The sequence below is a fragment of the Umezawaea tangerina genome, assembly GCF_003002815.1.
GTDB lineage: Bacteria > Actinomycetota > Actinomycetes > Mycobacteriales > Pseudonocardiaceae > Umezawaea > Umezawaea tangerina.
Genome location: NZ_PVTF01000005.1, coordinates 618,967 through 632,094 on the forward strand (window position 1 = coordinate 618,967; position 13,128 = coordinate 632,094).

At 73.3% G+C, this 13,128-nt stretch carries 13 protein-coding genes; 7 read left to right on the plus strand and 6 right to left on the minus strand.

The annotated features are described in order from the left end of the window. The first annotated feature begins 136 nt into the window (after positions 1-136). Both CLV43_RS20145 and CLV43_RS20150 read left to right on the plus strand, forming a co-directional pair. A complete protein-coding gene (locus CLV43_RS20145; RefSeq protein ID WP_106188736.1) occupies positions 137-700 on the plus strand; it encodes a dihydrofolate reductase family protein in 564 nt (187 codons plus the stop codon). Between the two features lie 64 nt (positions 701-764). After that, on the plus strand, positions 765-1,607 hold the full coding sequence (locus tag CLV43_RS20150; RefSeq protein WP_106188737.1) for an ATP-grasp domain-containing protein: 843 nt from the start codon (positions 765-767) through the stop codon (positions 1,605-1,607). Here the strand turns inward: CLV43_RS20150 and CLV43_RS20155 are convergent. Then, entirely contained in the window at positions 1,588-2,016 is a 429-nt protein-coding gene (locus CLV43_RS20155; protein ID WP_106188738.1) for a winged helix-turn-helix transcriptional regulator, read from the minus strand. The two genes, CLV43_RS20150 and CLV43_RS20155, sit on opposite strands and share 20 nt — an antisense overlap. Before the next feature lie 93 nt (positions 2,017-2,109). Here CLV43_RS20155 and CLV43_RS20160 point away from each other — a divergent pair, with 93 nt between their 5' ends. From CLV43_RS20160 to CLV43_RS20170, 3 genes are read left to right on the plus strand one after another with little or no spacing between them, the layout of a single operon-like run. After that, positions 2,110-2,970, plus strand: a complete 861-nt coding sequence (locus CLV43_RS20160; protein WP_106188739.1) for an oxidoreductase — start codon at positions 2,110-2,112, stop codon at positions 2,968-2,970. After that, positions 2,967-3,686: a hypothetical protein gene (locus CLV43_RS20165; protein ID WP_106188740.1), complete on the plus strand. Its 720-nt coding sequence runs from the start codon at positions 2,967-2,969 to the stop codon at positions 3,684-3,686. Before CLV43_RS20160 ends, CLV43_RS20165 begins: the two co-directional genes overlap by 4 nt. 59 nt (positions 3,687-3,745) lie before the next feature. Further along, positions 3,746-5,719: an NACHT domain-containing protein gene (locus CLV43_RS20170; protein ID WP_170155921.1), complete on the plus strand. Its 1,974-nt coding sequence runs from the start codon at positions 3,746-3,748 to the stop codon at positions 5,717-5,719. A 16-nt stretch (positions 5,720-5,735) separates the two neighbouring features. On the opposite strand, the gene CLV43_RS20175 is transcribed toward CLV43_RS20170, so the two are convergent. From CLV43_RS20175 to CLV43_RS20195, 5 genes are all read right to left on the minus strand, one after another. Further along, positions 5,736-6,311: a TIGR03086 family metal-binding protein gene (locus CLV43_RS20175; protein WP_106188742.1), complete on the minus strand. Its 576-nt coding sequence runs from the start codon at positions 6,309-6,311 to the stop codon at positions 5,736-5,738. A 69-nt stretch (positions 6,312-6,380) separates the two neighbouring features. Further along, on the minus strand, positions 6,381-6,917 hold the full coding sequence (locus CLV43_RS20180) for a DUF4240 domain-containing protein (RefSeq protein WP_106188847.1): 537 nt from the start codon (positions 6,915-6,917) through the stop codon (positions 6,381-6,383). A gap of 70 nt (positions 6,918-6,987) precedes the next feature. Further along, positions 6,988-8,433 carry a S1 family peptidase gene (locus CLV43_RS20185; RefSeq protein WP_146174823.1) on the minus strand — a complete coding sequence of 482 codons (1,446 nt, stop codon included), beginning with the start codon at positions 8,431-8,433 and terminating at the stop codon, positions 6,988-6,990. 289 nt (positions 8,434-8,722) lie between these two features. Beyond that, on the minus strand, positions 8,723-9,376 hold the full coding sequence (locus CLV43_RS20190; protein ID WP_211304429.1) for a response regulator transcription factor: 654 nt from the start codon (positions 9,374-9,376) through the stop codon (positions 8,723-8,725). Beyond that, positions 9,373-10,488 carry a sensor histidine kinase gene (locus CLV43_RS20195; RefSeq protein WP_106188744.1) on the minus strand — a complete coding sequence of 372 codons (1,116 nt, stop codon included), beginning with the start codon at positions 10,486-10,488 and terminating at the stop codon, positions 9,373-9,375. The genes CLV43_RS20190 and CLV43_RS20195 overlap by 4 nt, the downstream gene beginning before the upstream one ends. A gap of 86 nt (positions 10,489-10,574) precedes the next feature. Here CLV43_RS20195 and CLV43_RS20200 point away from each other — a divergent pair, with 86 nt between their 5' ends. Together CLV43_RS20200 and CLV43_RS20205 are read left to right on the plus strand one after the other, a co-directional pair. Further along, the gene (locus CLV43_RS20200) at positions 10,575-12,011 is read left to right on the plus strand and encodes a DUF1349 domain-containing protein (protein ID WP_106188745.1); all 1,437 of its coding nucleotides are present in this window, start codon (positions 10,575-10,577) and stop codon (positions 12,009-12,011) included. Positions 12,012-12,201: 190 nt separating this feature from the next. Beyond that, a complete protein-coding gene (locus tag CLV43_RS20205) occupies positions 12,202-13,104 on the plus strand; it encodes a S1 family peptidase (protein WP_245886708.1) in 903 nt (300 codons plus the stop codon). Positions 13,105-13,128 lie beyond the last annotated feature (24 nt).

Here is a 13,128-nt window from a genome sequence, read left to right on the forward strand (position 1 = left end):
CTCCTGCCCGGCACCGCCGGCGCTCCGGCACGTGGGCGGGCGACCGTCCCGCGAGGACTCGCGGGCGCGCCGATGAGTCCTGCGGTGCCGGGTGGTCAGTACTGTCGAACCCGTTTCGACCAAGGAGGACCTCAGCATGCGCGACGTGATCTACTCGATGGGCACCTCGGCCGACGGCTACGTCATGGGACCGGACGGCGGTATCGACTGGGGTGTGCCCGACGCGGAGGTCTTCCGGTTCTCGATCGACGAGATCCAGGAGGTCGGCGTCCACCTGATGGGGCGGCGGCTCTACGAGACGATGCTGTACTGGGAGGACCCCGAGAAGACCCCGTCGTTCGACGAGGACGAGCTCGAATGGGCCTCGCTGTGGAACCCGCTGCCGAAGGTGGTGTTCTCCAGGACGCTGACCGAGGTGCGCGGCAACGCCCGCCTGGCCACCGGCGGGCTGGCCGAGGAGGTCGAACGGCTGCGGGCGGAGCCGGGGGAAGGCGCCATCGCGCTGGGCGGCGCGGACCTCGCCGCCCAGGCGGCCTCGGCGGGCCTGATCGACGAGTACCGGATCAGGGTGTTCCCGGTGCTCATCGGCGGCGGCGTCCCGTTCTTCGCCCCGCACGGCCAGCAGGTGCCCCTCGAGCTCGTCGAGACCCGCACGTTCACGTCGCAGGTCCTCTACCTGCGCTACCGCGTGAAGCGCTAGCGGCTCGACCGGTCCACACCGAAAAGGTGTGCGACGCGGCGGCCGCTGTGGTCATCATGGCGGCATGCTGCTGCTGGTCCCGTCCGATCCGCTCCGCCCGAACCGCCCCGACGAGCACTTCGCCGCCGAGGCCTCCGCCGCGCGTGCGGCGGGGGTCCCGGTGGGGTTGGTCGACCACGACCTGGTGGTCTGCGGCGAGGCGGACCGGGCGGTGGCCAGGGTGCCCGCGGGCGGGGACGCGGTGTACCGGGGCTGGATGGTGGGCAGCGGGCGGTACGCGGAGCTCGTGGAGGCGTTGGGGCGGCGGGACGTCTCGGTGCGGACCGGCGCGGAGCAGTACCGGCGGGCGCACGAGCTGCCGGGGTGGTACGCGGGGCTGGCCTCGGTGACGCCCGAGTCGGTGTGGACGGTGGGGTTCGGGCGGGAGGCGTTCGAGGAGGCGTGCGGGCGGCTGGGGGCGGGGCCCGCGGTGCTGCGGGACTACGTGAAGTCGATGAAGCACCACTGGCACGAGGCCGCGTTCATCCCGGAGGCGGCTGACCGCGAGGCCGCGTGGGCGGTGGCGCGTCGGTTCGCGGAGCTGCGCGGGGACGAGGCCGTGGGCGGGTTCGTGCTGCGGCGGTTCGAGCGGTTCACGTCAGCGGAGGCGCGGACGTGGTGGGTGGACGGGCGGTGCGCGCTGGTGGGGCCGCACCCGGACACGCCGGACGACCTGGTCGAGCCGGACCTGACCGGGGTCGCGGAGCTGGTGCGCGGGTTCGGGCTGCCGTTCGTGGCGGTGGACCTCGTGCTCGGCGCCGACGGGTGGCGCGTCGTGGAGCTCGGGGACGGGCAGGTGAGCGACCGGCCGCGCGGCGTCCCGGCGGAGGACGTGATCGCGATGCTGGTCAGCGGCGGCGCGGGGTGAGGCTGTCGCGGGTGATCTCGCGGTGGCAGTGGCGGCAGGTGTGGTCGATCTTGAGCGGGTGCCCGCAGTCGTGGTCGAACGAGGTGATCGGCGGGTCGTTGGCCCACTTGTCGCCCCACTCGGACAGGGCGAGCAGGACCGGGGCGAGCTCGGTGCCCGCCTCGGTGAGGTGGTACTCGAACCGGGGCGGGTGCTCGGAGTACTGGCGGCGTTCGACGACGCCCGCCTGCTCCAGGGTGCGCAGCCGGTCGGTGAGGATGTTGCGGGACGCGCCGGTGTAGCCCGCGATCCGCTCGAACCGGTGCACGCCGTAGCTCATCTCGCGCACGGCCAGCAGCGTCCAGCGTTCGCCGAGGACGTGCAGCGAGCTCGCGATGGAGCACGGGCGCGGCGTGATCGTGCTGTCCATGGGGCCAGCATAGTCAGTTGCGATTCGCTACGCACTCCTGTTACGTTCCGGTCAGTAGCAAATCGCTACTGACACGTCGACAAGGATCGCCACATGGCCGCGAAGCGGTGGAAAGCCAGTGATGTGCCCGACCAGTCGGGTCGGACGGTCGTCGTGACCGGGGCGTCGAGCGGGATCGGGCTGGTGACGGCACGTGAGCTGGCCCGCGCGGGCGCGCACGTCGTGCTCGCGGTGCGGGACCGGGCCAAGGGCGAGCGGGTCGCGGCGGACATGACGGGGTCGGTCGAGGTGCGCGAGCTGGACCTGGGCGACCTCGCGTCGGTGCGGGCGTTCGCCTCGGCGTGGAGCGGGGACCTGGACGTCCTGGTGAACAACGCCGGGGTCATGCGGGTGCCGGAGGGCCGGACGGTGGACGGGTTCGAGGTGCACCTGGGTACCAACCACCTGGGGCCGTTCGCGTTGACGACCCTGCTGCTGCCCCGGATCACCGACCGGGTGGTCACGGTGTCGTCGTTCCTGCACGCCAAGGGGCGGATCGACCTGGACGGGCGGGAGCGCCCGTACGACGGTGCGCAGGCCTACAACGACACCAAGCTGGCGAACGTGCTGTTCGCGTTGGAGCTGCAAAGGCGGCTGGCCGCGGCGGGCAGCCCGGTGCGGTCGTTCGCGGCGCACCCCGGTCTGGCGAGCACGAACCTGCTCGGGCACGTCGGCGGTTTCCAGAGCCTGATGCTGCCCCTGGTCGGCCAGAGCCCCGACCAGGGCGCCCTGCCCACGCTCTACGCGGCCACCCAGGACCTGCCGGGCGGCTCGTACGTCGGCCCGGACGGGTTCCGCGGCCTGCGCGGCCACCCCGTCGTCCAGCAGCCCTCCGCGACCGCCCGCGACCCGGAGCTGGCCCGCGGGCTGTGGGAGCTCTCCGCACGGTTGACGTCCGCCGGGCGGTCCCGATGAGCGGCCTGGTCGACGAGGTCGTCGCCGCGCACGGCGGGATGGCGCGCTGGCGCGAGGTCACCGCGATCCGGGCCGACCTGTCCGGCAGCGGCGCCCTGTGGGACCTCAAGGGCCAGTCCGGCCTGTTCTCCGCCGTGCGCTTCACCGTCGACCCGCGGGAGCAGCGCACGTCCGTGGCGCCGTTCGCGCGCGAGGGGTGGCGCGGGGTCTGCACGCCTTCGCGGGTGTGGGTCGAGGACGCCGACGGCCGGGTCATCGAGGAGCGCGCCGACCCGCGGGCCGCGTTCGCCGGGCACGTGCTCGCGACGCCGTGGGACCGCCTGCACGCGCTCTACTTCGGCGGGTACGCGATGTGGACGTACCTGACGCTGCCGTTCCTGTTGCTGGAGCCCGGTTTCGCGGTCGAGGAGCTGCCGCCGACGAAGGAGGTTGGTGAGCGGAGGCGGCGGTTGCGCGTCACGTTCCCGCCCAGCGTCGCGACGCACTGCGCGGTGCAGGTGCTGCACGTCGACGACGCCGGGCTCGTCCGGCGGCACGACTACACCGCCGAGGTCGTCGGCGGCGGCCCGGCCGCCCACTACCTGTCCGGCCATCAGGAGTTCGACGGCCTGGTCTTCCCGACGGACCGCCGCGTGCTCTCCCTCCACCCGGACGGCACGGTGGCGTCGGAGCCGGTGCTGGTCGGGCTCCGGTTCGAGGGCTACGCGGTGGGGTGACCGGTAACAGGCCCGTCGCGGTGCGCGATGACCGCATGACGACCGGCTTGGGAGGGCGTGTGCGCGGAGAGGACCCGGAGCACTCCGGATCCGGCGTGCGCAACGTGGTGCACCGCAGCCGGATCGGGTCGCTGGTGCAGGCGCACACGATCAACGAGCTCCACCTGCACCAGGCCGCACCGGAGCCCACGACCGACGCGACGGCGAAGGCGAAACTGGCCGAGCTGGTGCGCGCGCAGTGGTCGGACGAGTCGAGCCTGCGCGACCTGGACGGCGACCGGCACATCCCGGTGCGGTGGCGGGTGGTGGGATCGCGACGGCAGCTGGACGCCGACGAGCTGGTCGCCGCGTTCCGAGCCGAGGAGCACCGGCGGCTGGTGGTCCTCGGTGGCGCGGGCACCGGGAAGACCTCGTTCGCGGTCGCCCTGCTGCGCGCGCTGGTCGTCAGCCGCGAGCCGGAGGACCCGGTACCGGTGCTGGTGTCCGCCGCGGGCTGGGAGGTGGACGAGTACCCGGACGTGCGGGGATGGCTGGTCGCACAGCTGGAGCGGACCTACGCCAAGGGCACCGGGCTGCGGCCGGAGGCGCTGGCCGCGCTCGTCGCACGGGGGCACGTCCTGCTGGTTCTCGACGGGCTGGACGAGATGCCCGCCGACGCGCGCGCGGCCGGGATCACCGCGCTCAACAGCAGGTTCCCCGGCGACCACCAGCTCATCGTGACCTGTCGCAGCGAGGAGTACCGGCAGGGTGGGGCACTGGGGTCGGCACTGGTGGTGGAGCCGGAACGGCTCTCCCCCGAGATCGCCGCCGACTACCTCGAACGGGTGGTGCCCGACACGAGCCCGGACTGGGCCGGGCTGCTCGCCGCGGTGCGCGCGGGCACGGCGGGTGGGCTGGGCGAGATCGTCACGACGGCGTTCGGCCTGTGGCTGGTCGGGGTGGCGGGCGCCGGAGTGGACCTCGACGTCGTGCGGAACGAACCCGACCACGACGTCGTGCGGGTGCACCTGCTGGATCGGCTGGTCCCGGTCCTGGTGCAGCGGCGCCGCCCGGACCTTGGGTCAGGGACGTTGTCGACGTTCCGGCGCAAGCACATGGTGGCCGCGCCGTCGGTCACCCTGCGGGAGCACGACCCGGCGGACGTCGAGTTCGCCCTGGGACTGCTGGCGGATTACGTCGGGGAGCAGCCGTTCGCCTGGTGGGAGTTGGCGGAGGACGTCCGGAGAGCCAGGGGCAGTCGGTGGGTCCGCACCACGTTCGCGTCGCTGTTCGGTCTGATCGGAGCGGTGTGCACGGGCTTGAGCGCTCACGCCAGGGCGGAGAGCCCGTTCTTCGCGCTCATGGGGGCGGCGCTGGGCGCGGGTGTCGGCCTGCTCGGGGCGCGTGCGACCAGGCGATGGGGTGACGACTCACCCGCCTTCGCCGACTTCCGACTCCGGGGTCGAGGCCTGTCGGCGGTCTCGACCTTCCTGGGAACCTGCTTCGCTTGCGGCATCATGGTCCCCTTGGGGCTCCTGACGGGCCAGAGCACCCCGACCATCATCAGCTGGATCGTGATCTGCCTGGTGTTCGGCCTGTCCCTCTGGATCGAGACCCCGCTGCCGGACGGGACCGCGTCGACCCCGATGGGCAGTTGGCGCGCCGACCGGCGGGTGAACGTCATCCGCTGGCTCCTCGTGGGCAGTACCGCGGCGATGCTCGGCACGATCGGGATGGACCTCGCGTTCATCCCCGGCATGGCCGACGCCGGCCTGGGCGACGACCCGTACCTGACGATCGGCGTCATGTTGTGCGGCACCGGGTTCCTGCTGACGACGATCGGTGACCACCGCGCCTGGATGGGCTACCTGCTGGCCACGACGCGGCTCGCGGTCACGCGGTCGTTGCCGCGCGACCTCATGCCGTTCCTCGACGACGCGCACCGGATGGGGCTGCTGCGGGCCGTGGGACCGGTGTACGAGTTCCGGCACGAGTACGTGCGGCGGTACCTCGCCGCCAAGTACAAGTACTGGGTGGGCGGCGGCGAGGGGTGATCGGTGATCGGTGTGGTCAGCCTGCCGTCCAGTGGGGGTCGCGGCCGGTGTAGCCGATGACGCGGTCGAGTTGCGGGGCGTCGGTGGGGACGGGGACGGGTGGGCCGAAGGGTCCGCTGGGGTCGCCGTTGGGTTGGGGGGTGACGAGGGCCTCGATGACGTCGAGGGAGGTCTGGTCGCAGGTGTAGGGCTGGGCGGTGGCGCGGGCGAGGTCCCAGGCGTGGATGACGAGCTCGTCGAGGGCGAAGCGACCCATGGTGGCGGCGTCCAGGTCGACGCCACCCGCCTGGGTGGTGCCTTCCCAGGCGTCGGGCTTGGACCAGGACTCGGCGAGGGTGTCGAGCTTGGCGGGGATGGTGGTGCGCCAGGCCGGGGACAGCTCGGGTGAGGCGGCGGGAGCGGCGCTGGTGGCGGGGCCGATGTCCTTCCTGGCCGCGGCGGTGAAGCCGGTGGCGAAGCCGTCGATGTGGTTGATGAGGTCGGCGACGGTGAACTCGGTGCACGGGGTCCGGCCGGTGAGCTGGTCGTCGGTGACGCCCGCCAGCAGGTGAGCCAGTCGGCGGGCGGCCGGGGTCAGGTCGATCGGGGTCATGCGGGTGCTCCTTCGCGTGGGGTCACCGGGGTAGACCACCGCGGGACCCGGAACTCATCGGTGGGCAGGTCAGTCGACGTAGAGGGCGGCCAGCCTCGGCAGCCGCCTGGTCATCTCGACCTCGTCGTCGAAGTCGAAGTCCCAGTCCGCGTCGAGGTCCGGGTACCGGACGGTGGACGCGCCGGGCGGGAGCTGCTCGCCGGTGGCCTTGATGTGCGCGTTCCAGGCGATGCCGAGCACGTCCTCGCCCTCCATCTCGTCGCCGTCGGGCGCGGCGGCGATGACGGCGGGGACGTCGGCCAGGGAGTCCGGGTCGCGCACGGCCCGCTCGAACACCTCCCGGCCCTGGGCGACCAGCCAGCCCCGGAAGTAGTCGAAGCCGTCGTCGGAGCAGCCGCCGTTGATGAGGTACGCCGCGGCCCACAGCGGGTTGCGGTACGAGTCGCCCATGAGGCCCCAGAACACCTGCTGGGCGGCGACTATCTCCTCCGGCGGTCTGGTGGCGAGCAGTGCGCCGGCCTCGGTGGCGACCGCCTCGGCGTCGGCCGGGTCGGGTACGCGGGAGCGGGCGTCGGCGATGAGGGCCCAGAAGGCGTCGGTGTCCATGGTGGTGAGGATGCCGGCGGGGTACGACAAAAACCGGGGGCGGCACGTGAGCGCCGCCCCCGGTCCGGTGTCAGCCCTGCGGCGAGGTGATGACCGAGAACACCGAGCCCTGGCTCGCGACGCGCGCGCTCAGGTCGGTGAGGATCGTCTCCAACGGCGAGTAGTTGTTCAGCTCGCCCGCCGCGCACGGGCCGCTGCGCTCCTGCTGGCTGCCCTCCAGGATGCCCAGCGCCGCGCGGTCCACCTCGGTGAACAGCGGACCGCCGCTGTCACCGGCCCGCGCGCAGACGTCGGTGTTGATGCCGACGTCGGTGGACAGGACCTGACCGCAGTGCAGACCGGGCTGGTAGCCCGCGCCCGCGCCGCTGTCGACCTTGTCCGGGAAGTCCGCCGCGTTCGACGCGGACCCGGCCGCGCACACCACCCAGCCGGGGATGATGTCCGCCAACGGGTGCACCTTCGCGATCTGCTGGTCGACCGACGAGTCGCACCCGCCGCCGACCGCGCCCTGGCACTTGAGCACCAGGTTGTGCGCGGACTGCCCCTCCAGCCACTTCTGCGCGGTGGCGTCGTCCACGTAGGGGACGGCCGCGTAGTCGTAGGGGTAGGAGTTCTTCTCGATCCCGTGCTGGGCCACGACGTCGACCCCGTTGTGCTGGGTCGGGACGTTGTTGGTCTTGGTCGCCATGCAGTGGCCGGCGGTCAGCACCCACGGCTTGCCGGGGAACCCACCACCGCTCGACCGCACGTTGTACCCGACCGTGCACCCGCCCACGGTCCCGTTGTCCCGCTTGAGGTCCAACCGCACACCACCGCGCATCGGGCCCTTGTCCAGGCACGACAACGGGTGGCAGAACGCGGGGTCGGACGCCTGCGCCGCCAGCGGCTTGGGCTGCACGAGCGTGCGGGACACGACCATGCCGGAGTCGGCGGCGACCGCGCGGCTCGCGACCGCGGACTCCTCCGCCGCCGCGGCACCCGCCCGTGCGGGCGAGTCGAGGCGGGTCTTGTCCTGCTGTACCCACTCGCGTTCCCAGACCACCACGCGGTTCTCCGCCTGGCTGATCGCGGGCAGGTACGCCGCGAACGGTCCCGCGTCGACCTCCTCCGCGATCCGGTCGCGCGCCTGCGTCAGCTCGGCGAGCGAGTACCGCACCTGCTCGGTCTGCACGTGCGACCGGTCGGCCACCCCGGCCAGTGCCGCGTCGGCGACCGAGGGGTCCTTGAAGGACACCTTCAACACGCCGCCGTTGTCCTGGTCGATCCGCATCCCGGCGTAGCTGTCCGGGAACGCGGACTTGAGCGCCTTGTCCAGCATCGGCGAGATCCGCTGCAGCTCCAGGCGCCGGAGCGCCTCGAACTGCGACACCCCGTAGCGGTCGACCAGGTAGGCGACCGAACCGCGCACCGAGGCCGACTCGACCCCGACCGGCTGCGCCGCGGCCACACCGGGCGTCGCGGCGGTGAGCACGGCCAGCGCCGTGACCGCTATCGCCCCTTTCCTCGTTCTCCGCATGCACTTCCTCTCCGGTACCGGGGGAACCGCGGCCCCGCGGGCCGGACACCGGGCGGTCCACGACCGCACGTCCGACCCGTTCACGAGGCCCGTTCCCCCTTCGGATGACGGCACGGTGCCGTCCGCGGAGCCCCGGACGGGCCTCCGCGCCCAGCATCATCCCGGTCCCCGCGGCAGCACGACGACCGGGTCGGCGGACCGGGACTTCCTTGCAGGTCAACGAAGTAGACCGGGAGGTCTTGGACCACTCACGGGTCGGACTGGACCATCCACTTGGCACACCCGCGCGCTAGATCCGGTAGCCCACGCCCGCGGTGGTGGTGATGACCGGCGGGGTGCCGAGCTTGCGGCGCAGCCTGCCGACGGTGACGGTCACCGTGTTGGTGAACGGGTCGGCGTGCTCGTCCCACACCCGTTCCAGCAGCTCCTCGGCGCTCAGGTGCGCCGGGGGCGCCTGCAGCAGCGCCTCCAGCACCGCGAACTCCTTCACCGACAGGTCCAGCCGGGTCCCGTCGCGGGTCGCCGTGCGGCCGACCGGGTCCAGCTCGACGCCCGCCGCGCGCAGCACGCGGCCGCGGGCCGACGGACGGCGGCGGGCCAGCGACCGGACGCGCAGCACCAGCTCGGGGAAGTGGAAGGGCTTGGCCAGGTAGTCGTCGGCGCCCAGGGTGAGGCCGCTGACCCGGTCCCCCGGCGCCCCCGCCGCGGTGAGCATCACGACCATCGGCCGGTCGTCCCGACCGGTGATCATCTGGCACAGCGCGTCGCCGTGGATGCCGGGCAGGTCGCGGTCGAGCACGACCACGTCGTAGGCGTTGACGTCGAGCTTCGCCGCGGCGGCGAGGCCGTCGTGGGCGACGTCCACGGCCATCCCCTGGTCGCGCAGGCCCTCCGCCACGACCGCGGCGAGCGCCCGCGCGTCCTCCACCACCAGGACCCTCATGGCAGCGACAGCACGACGCGCAGGCCGCCCTCGGGGCGGGCGACCAGGTCGAGCCTGCCGCCGTGGGCGCCCGCGACGGCCGCGACGATCGACAGGCCGAGCCCGGTCCCGGTGTCCGAGCCCGTCCGGTCGGCGGCGAGCCGCTGGAACGGCTGGGCGAGCCGGGCGACGTGGTCGGGGTCGAGCACCGGCCCGCCCGTCTCGACCACCAGCCGCGGCTCGTCCCCGGCCGCGACGCGGATCCAGCCGCCGTTCCCGTTGTGCACCACGGCGTTGTCGACGACGTTCTCCACCATGCGCGCCAGCAGCGCGGGGCTGCCGACCGCGCGGGCGGCGCCGGTGAACGCGGTGTCCAGCACGAGCCCCTTGGCCGCGATGGCGTCGGCGCGGGCGGTCAGCGCGGCGGCGGCGAGGTCGGCGAGCGAGACCTCAGCGAGGTCGGCGAGCACGCCGTGCTGGGCGCGGGCGAGGACGAGCAGGCCCTCCAGCAGCTCGTCGACCCGGTCGAGCTCGGTGCGCATCCGGTCCGCGAGCGCGACGGTCTGCGCCGACGGCTCGGGCTTGGCCACGGCCACGTCCAGCGACGCCCGCATGGTCGCCAGCGGGGTGCGCAGCTCGTGCGAGGTGTTGGCGATGAACCGGCGCTGGGCCGCGAACGAGGTCTCCAGGCGTTCCAGCAGCCCGTCGATGGTGTCGGCCAGGTGCTTGACCTCGTCGTCGGGACCGGGCGCGGCCAGCCGCTCGTGCAGGTTGTCCGCGGTGATCCGCCGGGTGGCCGCGGTGATCGTCCGCAACGGCCGCAGCACCCGACCGGCCACGGCCTTGCCCATCACGACGGAGACGACGGCCATCACCACGAGCGCGATCGCCGAGGCCGCCAGCAACTGCCGGGCCCGCGCCTCCTCCGCGCCCGCCAACTGCTCGCGCAGGCCCGCGATGACCTCCCGCGAGCCCGAGGGGTCGGGCTGTCCGGGAACGGCCTGGGTCGACCGGCCTCCCGCGAGCAGGAAGGTCAACGTCAGCAGCACGACGCCCGATCCGAGGAACAGCGCGGCGTACAGCGCGGTGAAGCGCACCCGTGCCCGCAGCGCCGGGCGTCTGTGCTCGTCCATGCGCCCAGGATGCCGCGCGGGACCTAACAACGGCATGACACCGCCGGTTCGGGTGGTGTTACGACCGGATCCGTAGGAATCGCGGCATGACCACAACCACCGCGTGGACCGGCGGCCGGATCGCCGCGCTCGTGACGGCCACCCTGATCACCGTCCTGTCGGGACTCCTGCTCGCGTTCGCCGGCCGGTCGACGTGCGGTCAGGACGACGTCGAAGTCCCTTGCCCCACCGCGACTCGCGACCATCAGGGGCAGGTGGTGACCGACCAGCTCACCCTCGCGCACCGGCCGTTGGGGCGCGAGGGCGGCATCACCGTACGGCTGGCGTCGATGACCGGGATCATCACCTACCCGCCGCCGGACCACGACGAGATCGTGCCCGGACTGGTGCCGTGGGCGAAGGCGGGGGTGATCGTCAAGGACGGCACCGGTCCCGGCTCGTCCTACGCCGCGCTCGTGATGACCGGCGGTCACGGTGTGCGGCTGCAGCACGACTACACCCACGACACGGCGGGCAGCGCGAGCGACCCGTCGGGCCCGCGCTGGCTGCGGCTGACCCGGTCCGGCGACGTCGTCACCGGCGAGGAGTCCGCCGACGGGCGGGCGTGGACCACCGTCGGCACCGCCACCCTCCCCGGCCTGCCCGACACCGCCGTGGTCGGCCTCGTCGTGACCTCGCCGGGTGACCTGACGTTCGTGCCGACCGGGCTCGGGGCCAGTGCCGGGCAGGAGCGCTTCACCCAGGCGACGGCCGTGTTCGACCACGTCACCGTGGACGGCACCCCCGCCGCCGGGTGGACCGACACCCGGATCGGCGAGTCCGGTACCACCGACTGGGAGAAGTTCCACCGGGCGCCGGGGGTCGTCGAGTCCGACGGGACCGTCACCGTCACCGGGTCCGGCGACATCGCCCCGCGCTCGTCGGGCGTCCACCCGGTCGAGGGCACGCTGGCCGGTCTGGGCCTCGGACTGCTGGTGCTGATCGTCGCGGCCGCCCGGTCCGCCACCCGGCAGGACCGCAAAGCGCTGCTGGGACGGGCGGTCGTGGTCGGGTCGACGTCGTTCGCCGCCGGGCTCGTCGCCGCCGCGGCGGTGATGCCTCTCGGCTCCGCGGTCCTGCGGGCCACCGGCGGCGACGTCCTCCCGGTCTCCTTCCCCACCGGTCTGCGGGTCGCCGTCGGCGTGGGCGTGCTGGCCGCGGCCACCGCCGTGCTCGCGCTCGCCGCCGCCGTCCTGCTGCGCCGCAGGTGGGTGGCGGTCCTGGTGGTGGCCACGGGCGTCGTGCTGACCTACGCGCTGGCCGTGCTGCCCCTGCTGCCCGACGAGGTGACCCGGTGGCTGCTGCGGGTCACCCCGGCGGCGGGGTTCGCGGTGCAGCAGACCGTCGTGGAGTTCCCGCAGGTGGTGGCGCAGTACACGCCGTCGATGGGCTACTACCCACTGCCCTGGTGGGCGGGCCTGCTCGTGCTGTGCGGGTACGCGGGCACCGCCCTGTGGTTCGCCGTACGGCGACTGCCGCGCTAGTGCGGCGGTGCGCGGCTGTCGCACTGGTCGAGGTCGGGCAGGTCGAGCACGCTGCCGTCCAGGGCGACCCGCCTCCGCCGGGCCGTCGCGCCGGGAGAGGACCGCGGGGTTTCGGGAAAGCCAGTTTGCCCGTTCGCACATATTCCATGATCGAACTCAACCGGGCGGGTCCTCCGTCCGTAGTACCCGAGTGAGCTCCAGATCGCGAAGACGCCCGCTCCTGCGCATCGGGACGCTGGCGTTCGCCGTCGTCCTCGGCGCGGGTGCCGCCTCCGCCGCCATCGTGGTCCGCGAGCTGAAGGCGGTCACCCTGGCCCGCCAGTCGGCGTCCCCCACGCCGGACGCGGTCCAGAACGCCAGCGGCGGTGGTCGGCAGACCCCGACGACGACCACGACCACGACACCTCCCCCGCCGCCGGTGTCCTCGCTCCTGCCGTTCAACGCCAAGCTGGCGTCGCAGGACATCCCGGACCCCGCGGGCGGGGTGCGCAGCGGTGGGTGCAGCGGCTCGCTGGTCGCCCCGCAGTGGGTCATCACCGCCGGGCACTGCTTCCACGACATCAACGACGTGCGGGTCGGCGGGGTGCCGCCGTACACGATGACCGTCACGATCGGGAAGCTCAAGGACAGCGACCCCGGCGGGCGCACCGCGCAGGTCGTGGACGTCCGGCAGTCGCCGGTCAACGACCTGGCCGTGGTCAAGCTCAGCGCCCCGGTCCTCGACGTCGTCCCGTTGACCCTGGCCGACGAGGCGCCCGCGATCGGCCAGCAGCTCCAGTTCGCCGGGTGGGGCTCGACCTCGGCGACCGTCATCGCCGCCTCCGACCACCTCAAGCGGGGGATGTTCTCGATCTCGGCGATCGGGCCGTCCACGTTCGAGGCGCTGCCCGTCGTGCCCCGCACCGTGGAGAACAGCCCGTGCCCGGAGGACTCGGGCGCGCCGTTCTTCATCTCCCCCGACGACAAGACCGGGCAGCTGGTGGCCATCGTGAGCACCGGGCCCGCGTGCCCGCAGCCCGGCGCGGAGATCATCGCACGGGTGGACGTGCAGGCCGACTGGATCCGCGAGCAGACCGGCGGCACCGCCCGGTGACAGGAAGCGGGGCGCGGCTCCGCA

What these genes read in the sequence shown, in the direction of transcription:
- CLV43_RS20160 (WP_106188739.1), top strand. Translation starts at nt 2,110, where the DNA reads ATGGCCGCGAAGCGGTGGAAAGCCAGTGATGTGCCCGACCAGTCGGGT.
- CLV43_RS20150 (WP_106188737.1), top strand. Translation starts at nt 765, where the DNA reads ATGCTGCTGCTGGTCCCGTCCGATCCGCTCCGCCCGAACCGCCCCGAC.
- CLV43_RS20145 (WP_106188736.1), top strand. Translation starts at nt 137, where the DNA reads ATGCGCGACGTGATCTACTCGATGGGCACCTCGGCCGACGGCTACGTC.
- CLV43_RS20185 (WP_146174823.1), bottom strand. Translation starts at nt 8,433, where the DNA reads ATGCGGAGAACGAGGAAAGGGGCGATAGCGGTCACGGCGCTGGCCGTG.
- CLV43_RS20200 (WP_106188745.1), top strand. Translation starts at nt 10,575, where the DNA reads ATGACCACAACCACCGCGTGGACCGGCGGCCGGATCGCCGCGCTCGTG.
- CLV43_RS20195 (WP_106188744.1), bottom strand. Translation starts at nt 10,488, where the DNA reads ATGGACGAGCACAGACGCCCGGCGCTGCGGGCACGGGTGCGCTTCACC.
- CLV43_RS20175 (WP_106188742.1), bottom strand. Translation starts at nt 6,311, where the DNA reads ATGACCCCGATCGACCTGACCCCGGCCGCCCGCCGACTGGCTCACCTG.
- CLV43_RS20155 (WP_106188738.1), bottom strand. Translation starts at nt 2,016, where the DNA reads ATGGACAGCACGATCACGCCGCGCCCGTGCTCCATCGCGAGCTCGCTG.
- CLV43_RS20165 (WP_106188740.1), top strand. Translation starts at nt 2,967, where the DNA reads ATGAGCGGCCTGGTCGACGAGGTCGTCGCCGCGCACGGCGGGATGGCG.
- CLV43_RS20180 (WP_106188847.1), bottom strand. Translation starts at nt 6,917, where the DNA reads ATGGACACCGACGCCTTCTGGGCCCTCATCGCCGACGCCCGCTCCCGC.
- CLV43_RS20190 (WP_211304429.1), bottom strand. Translation starts at nt 9,376, where the DNA reads ATGAGGGTCCTGGTGGTGGAGGACGCGCGGGCGCTCGCCGCGGTCGTG.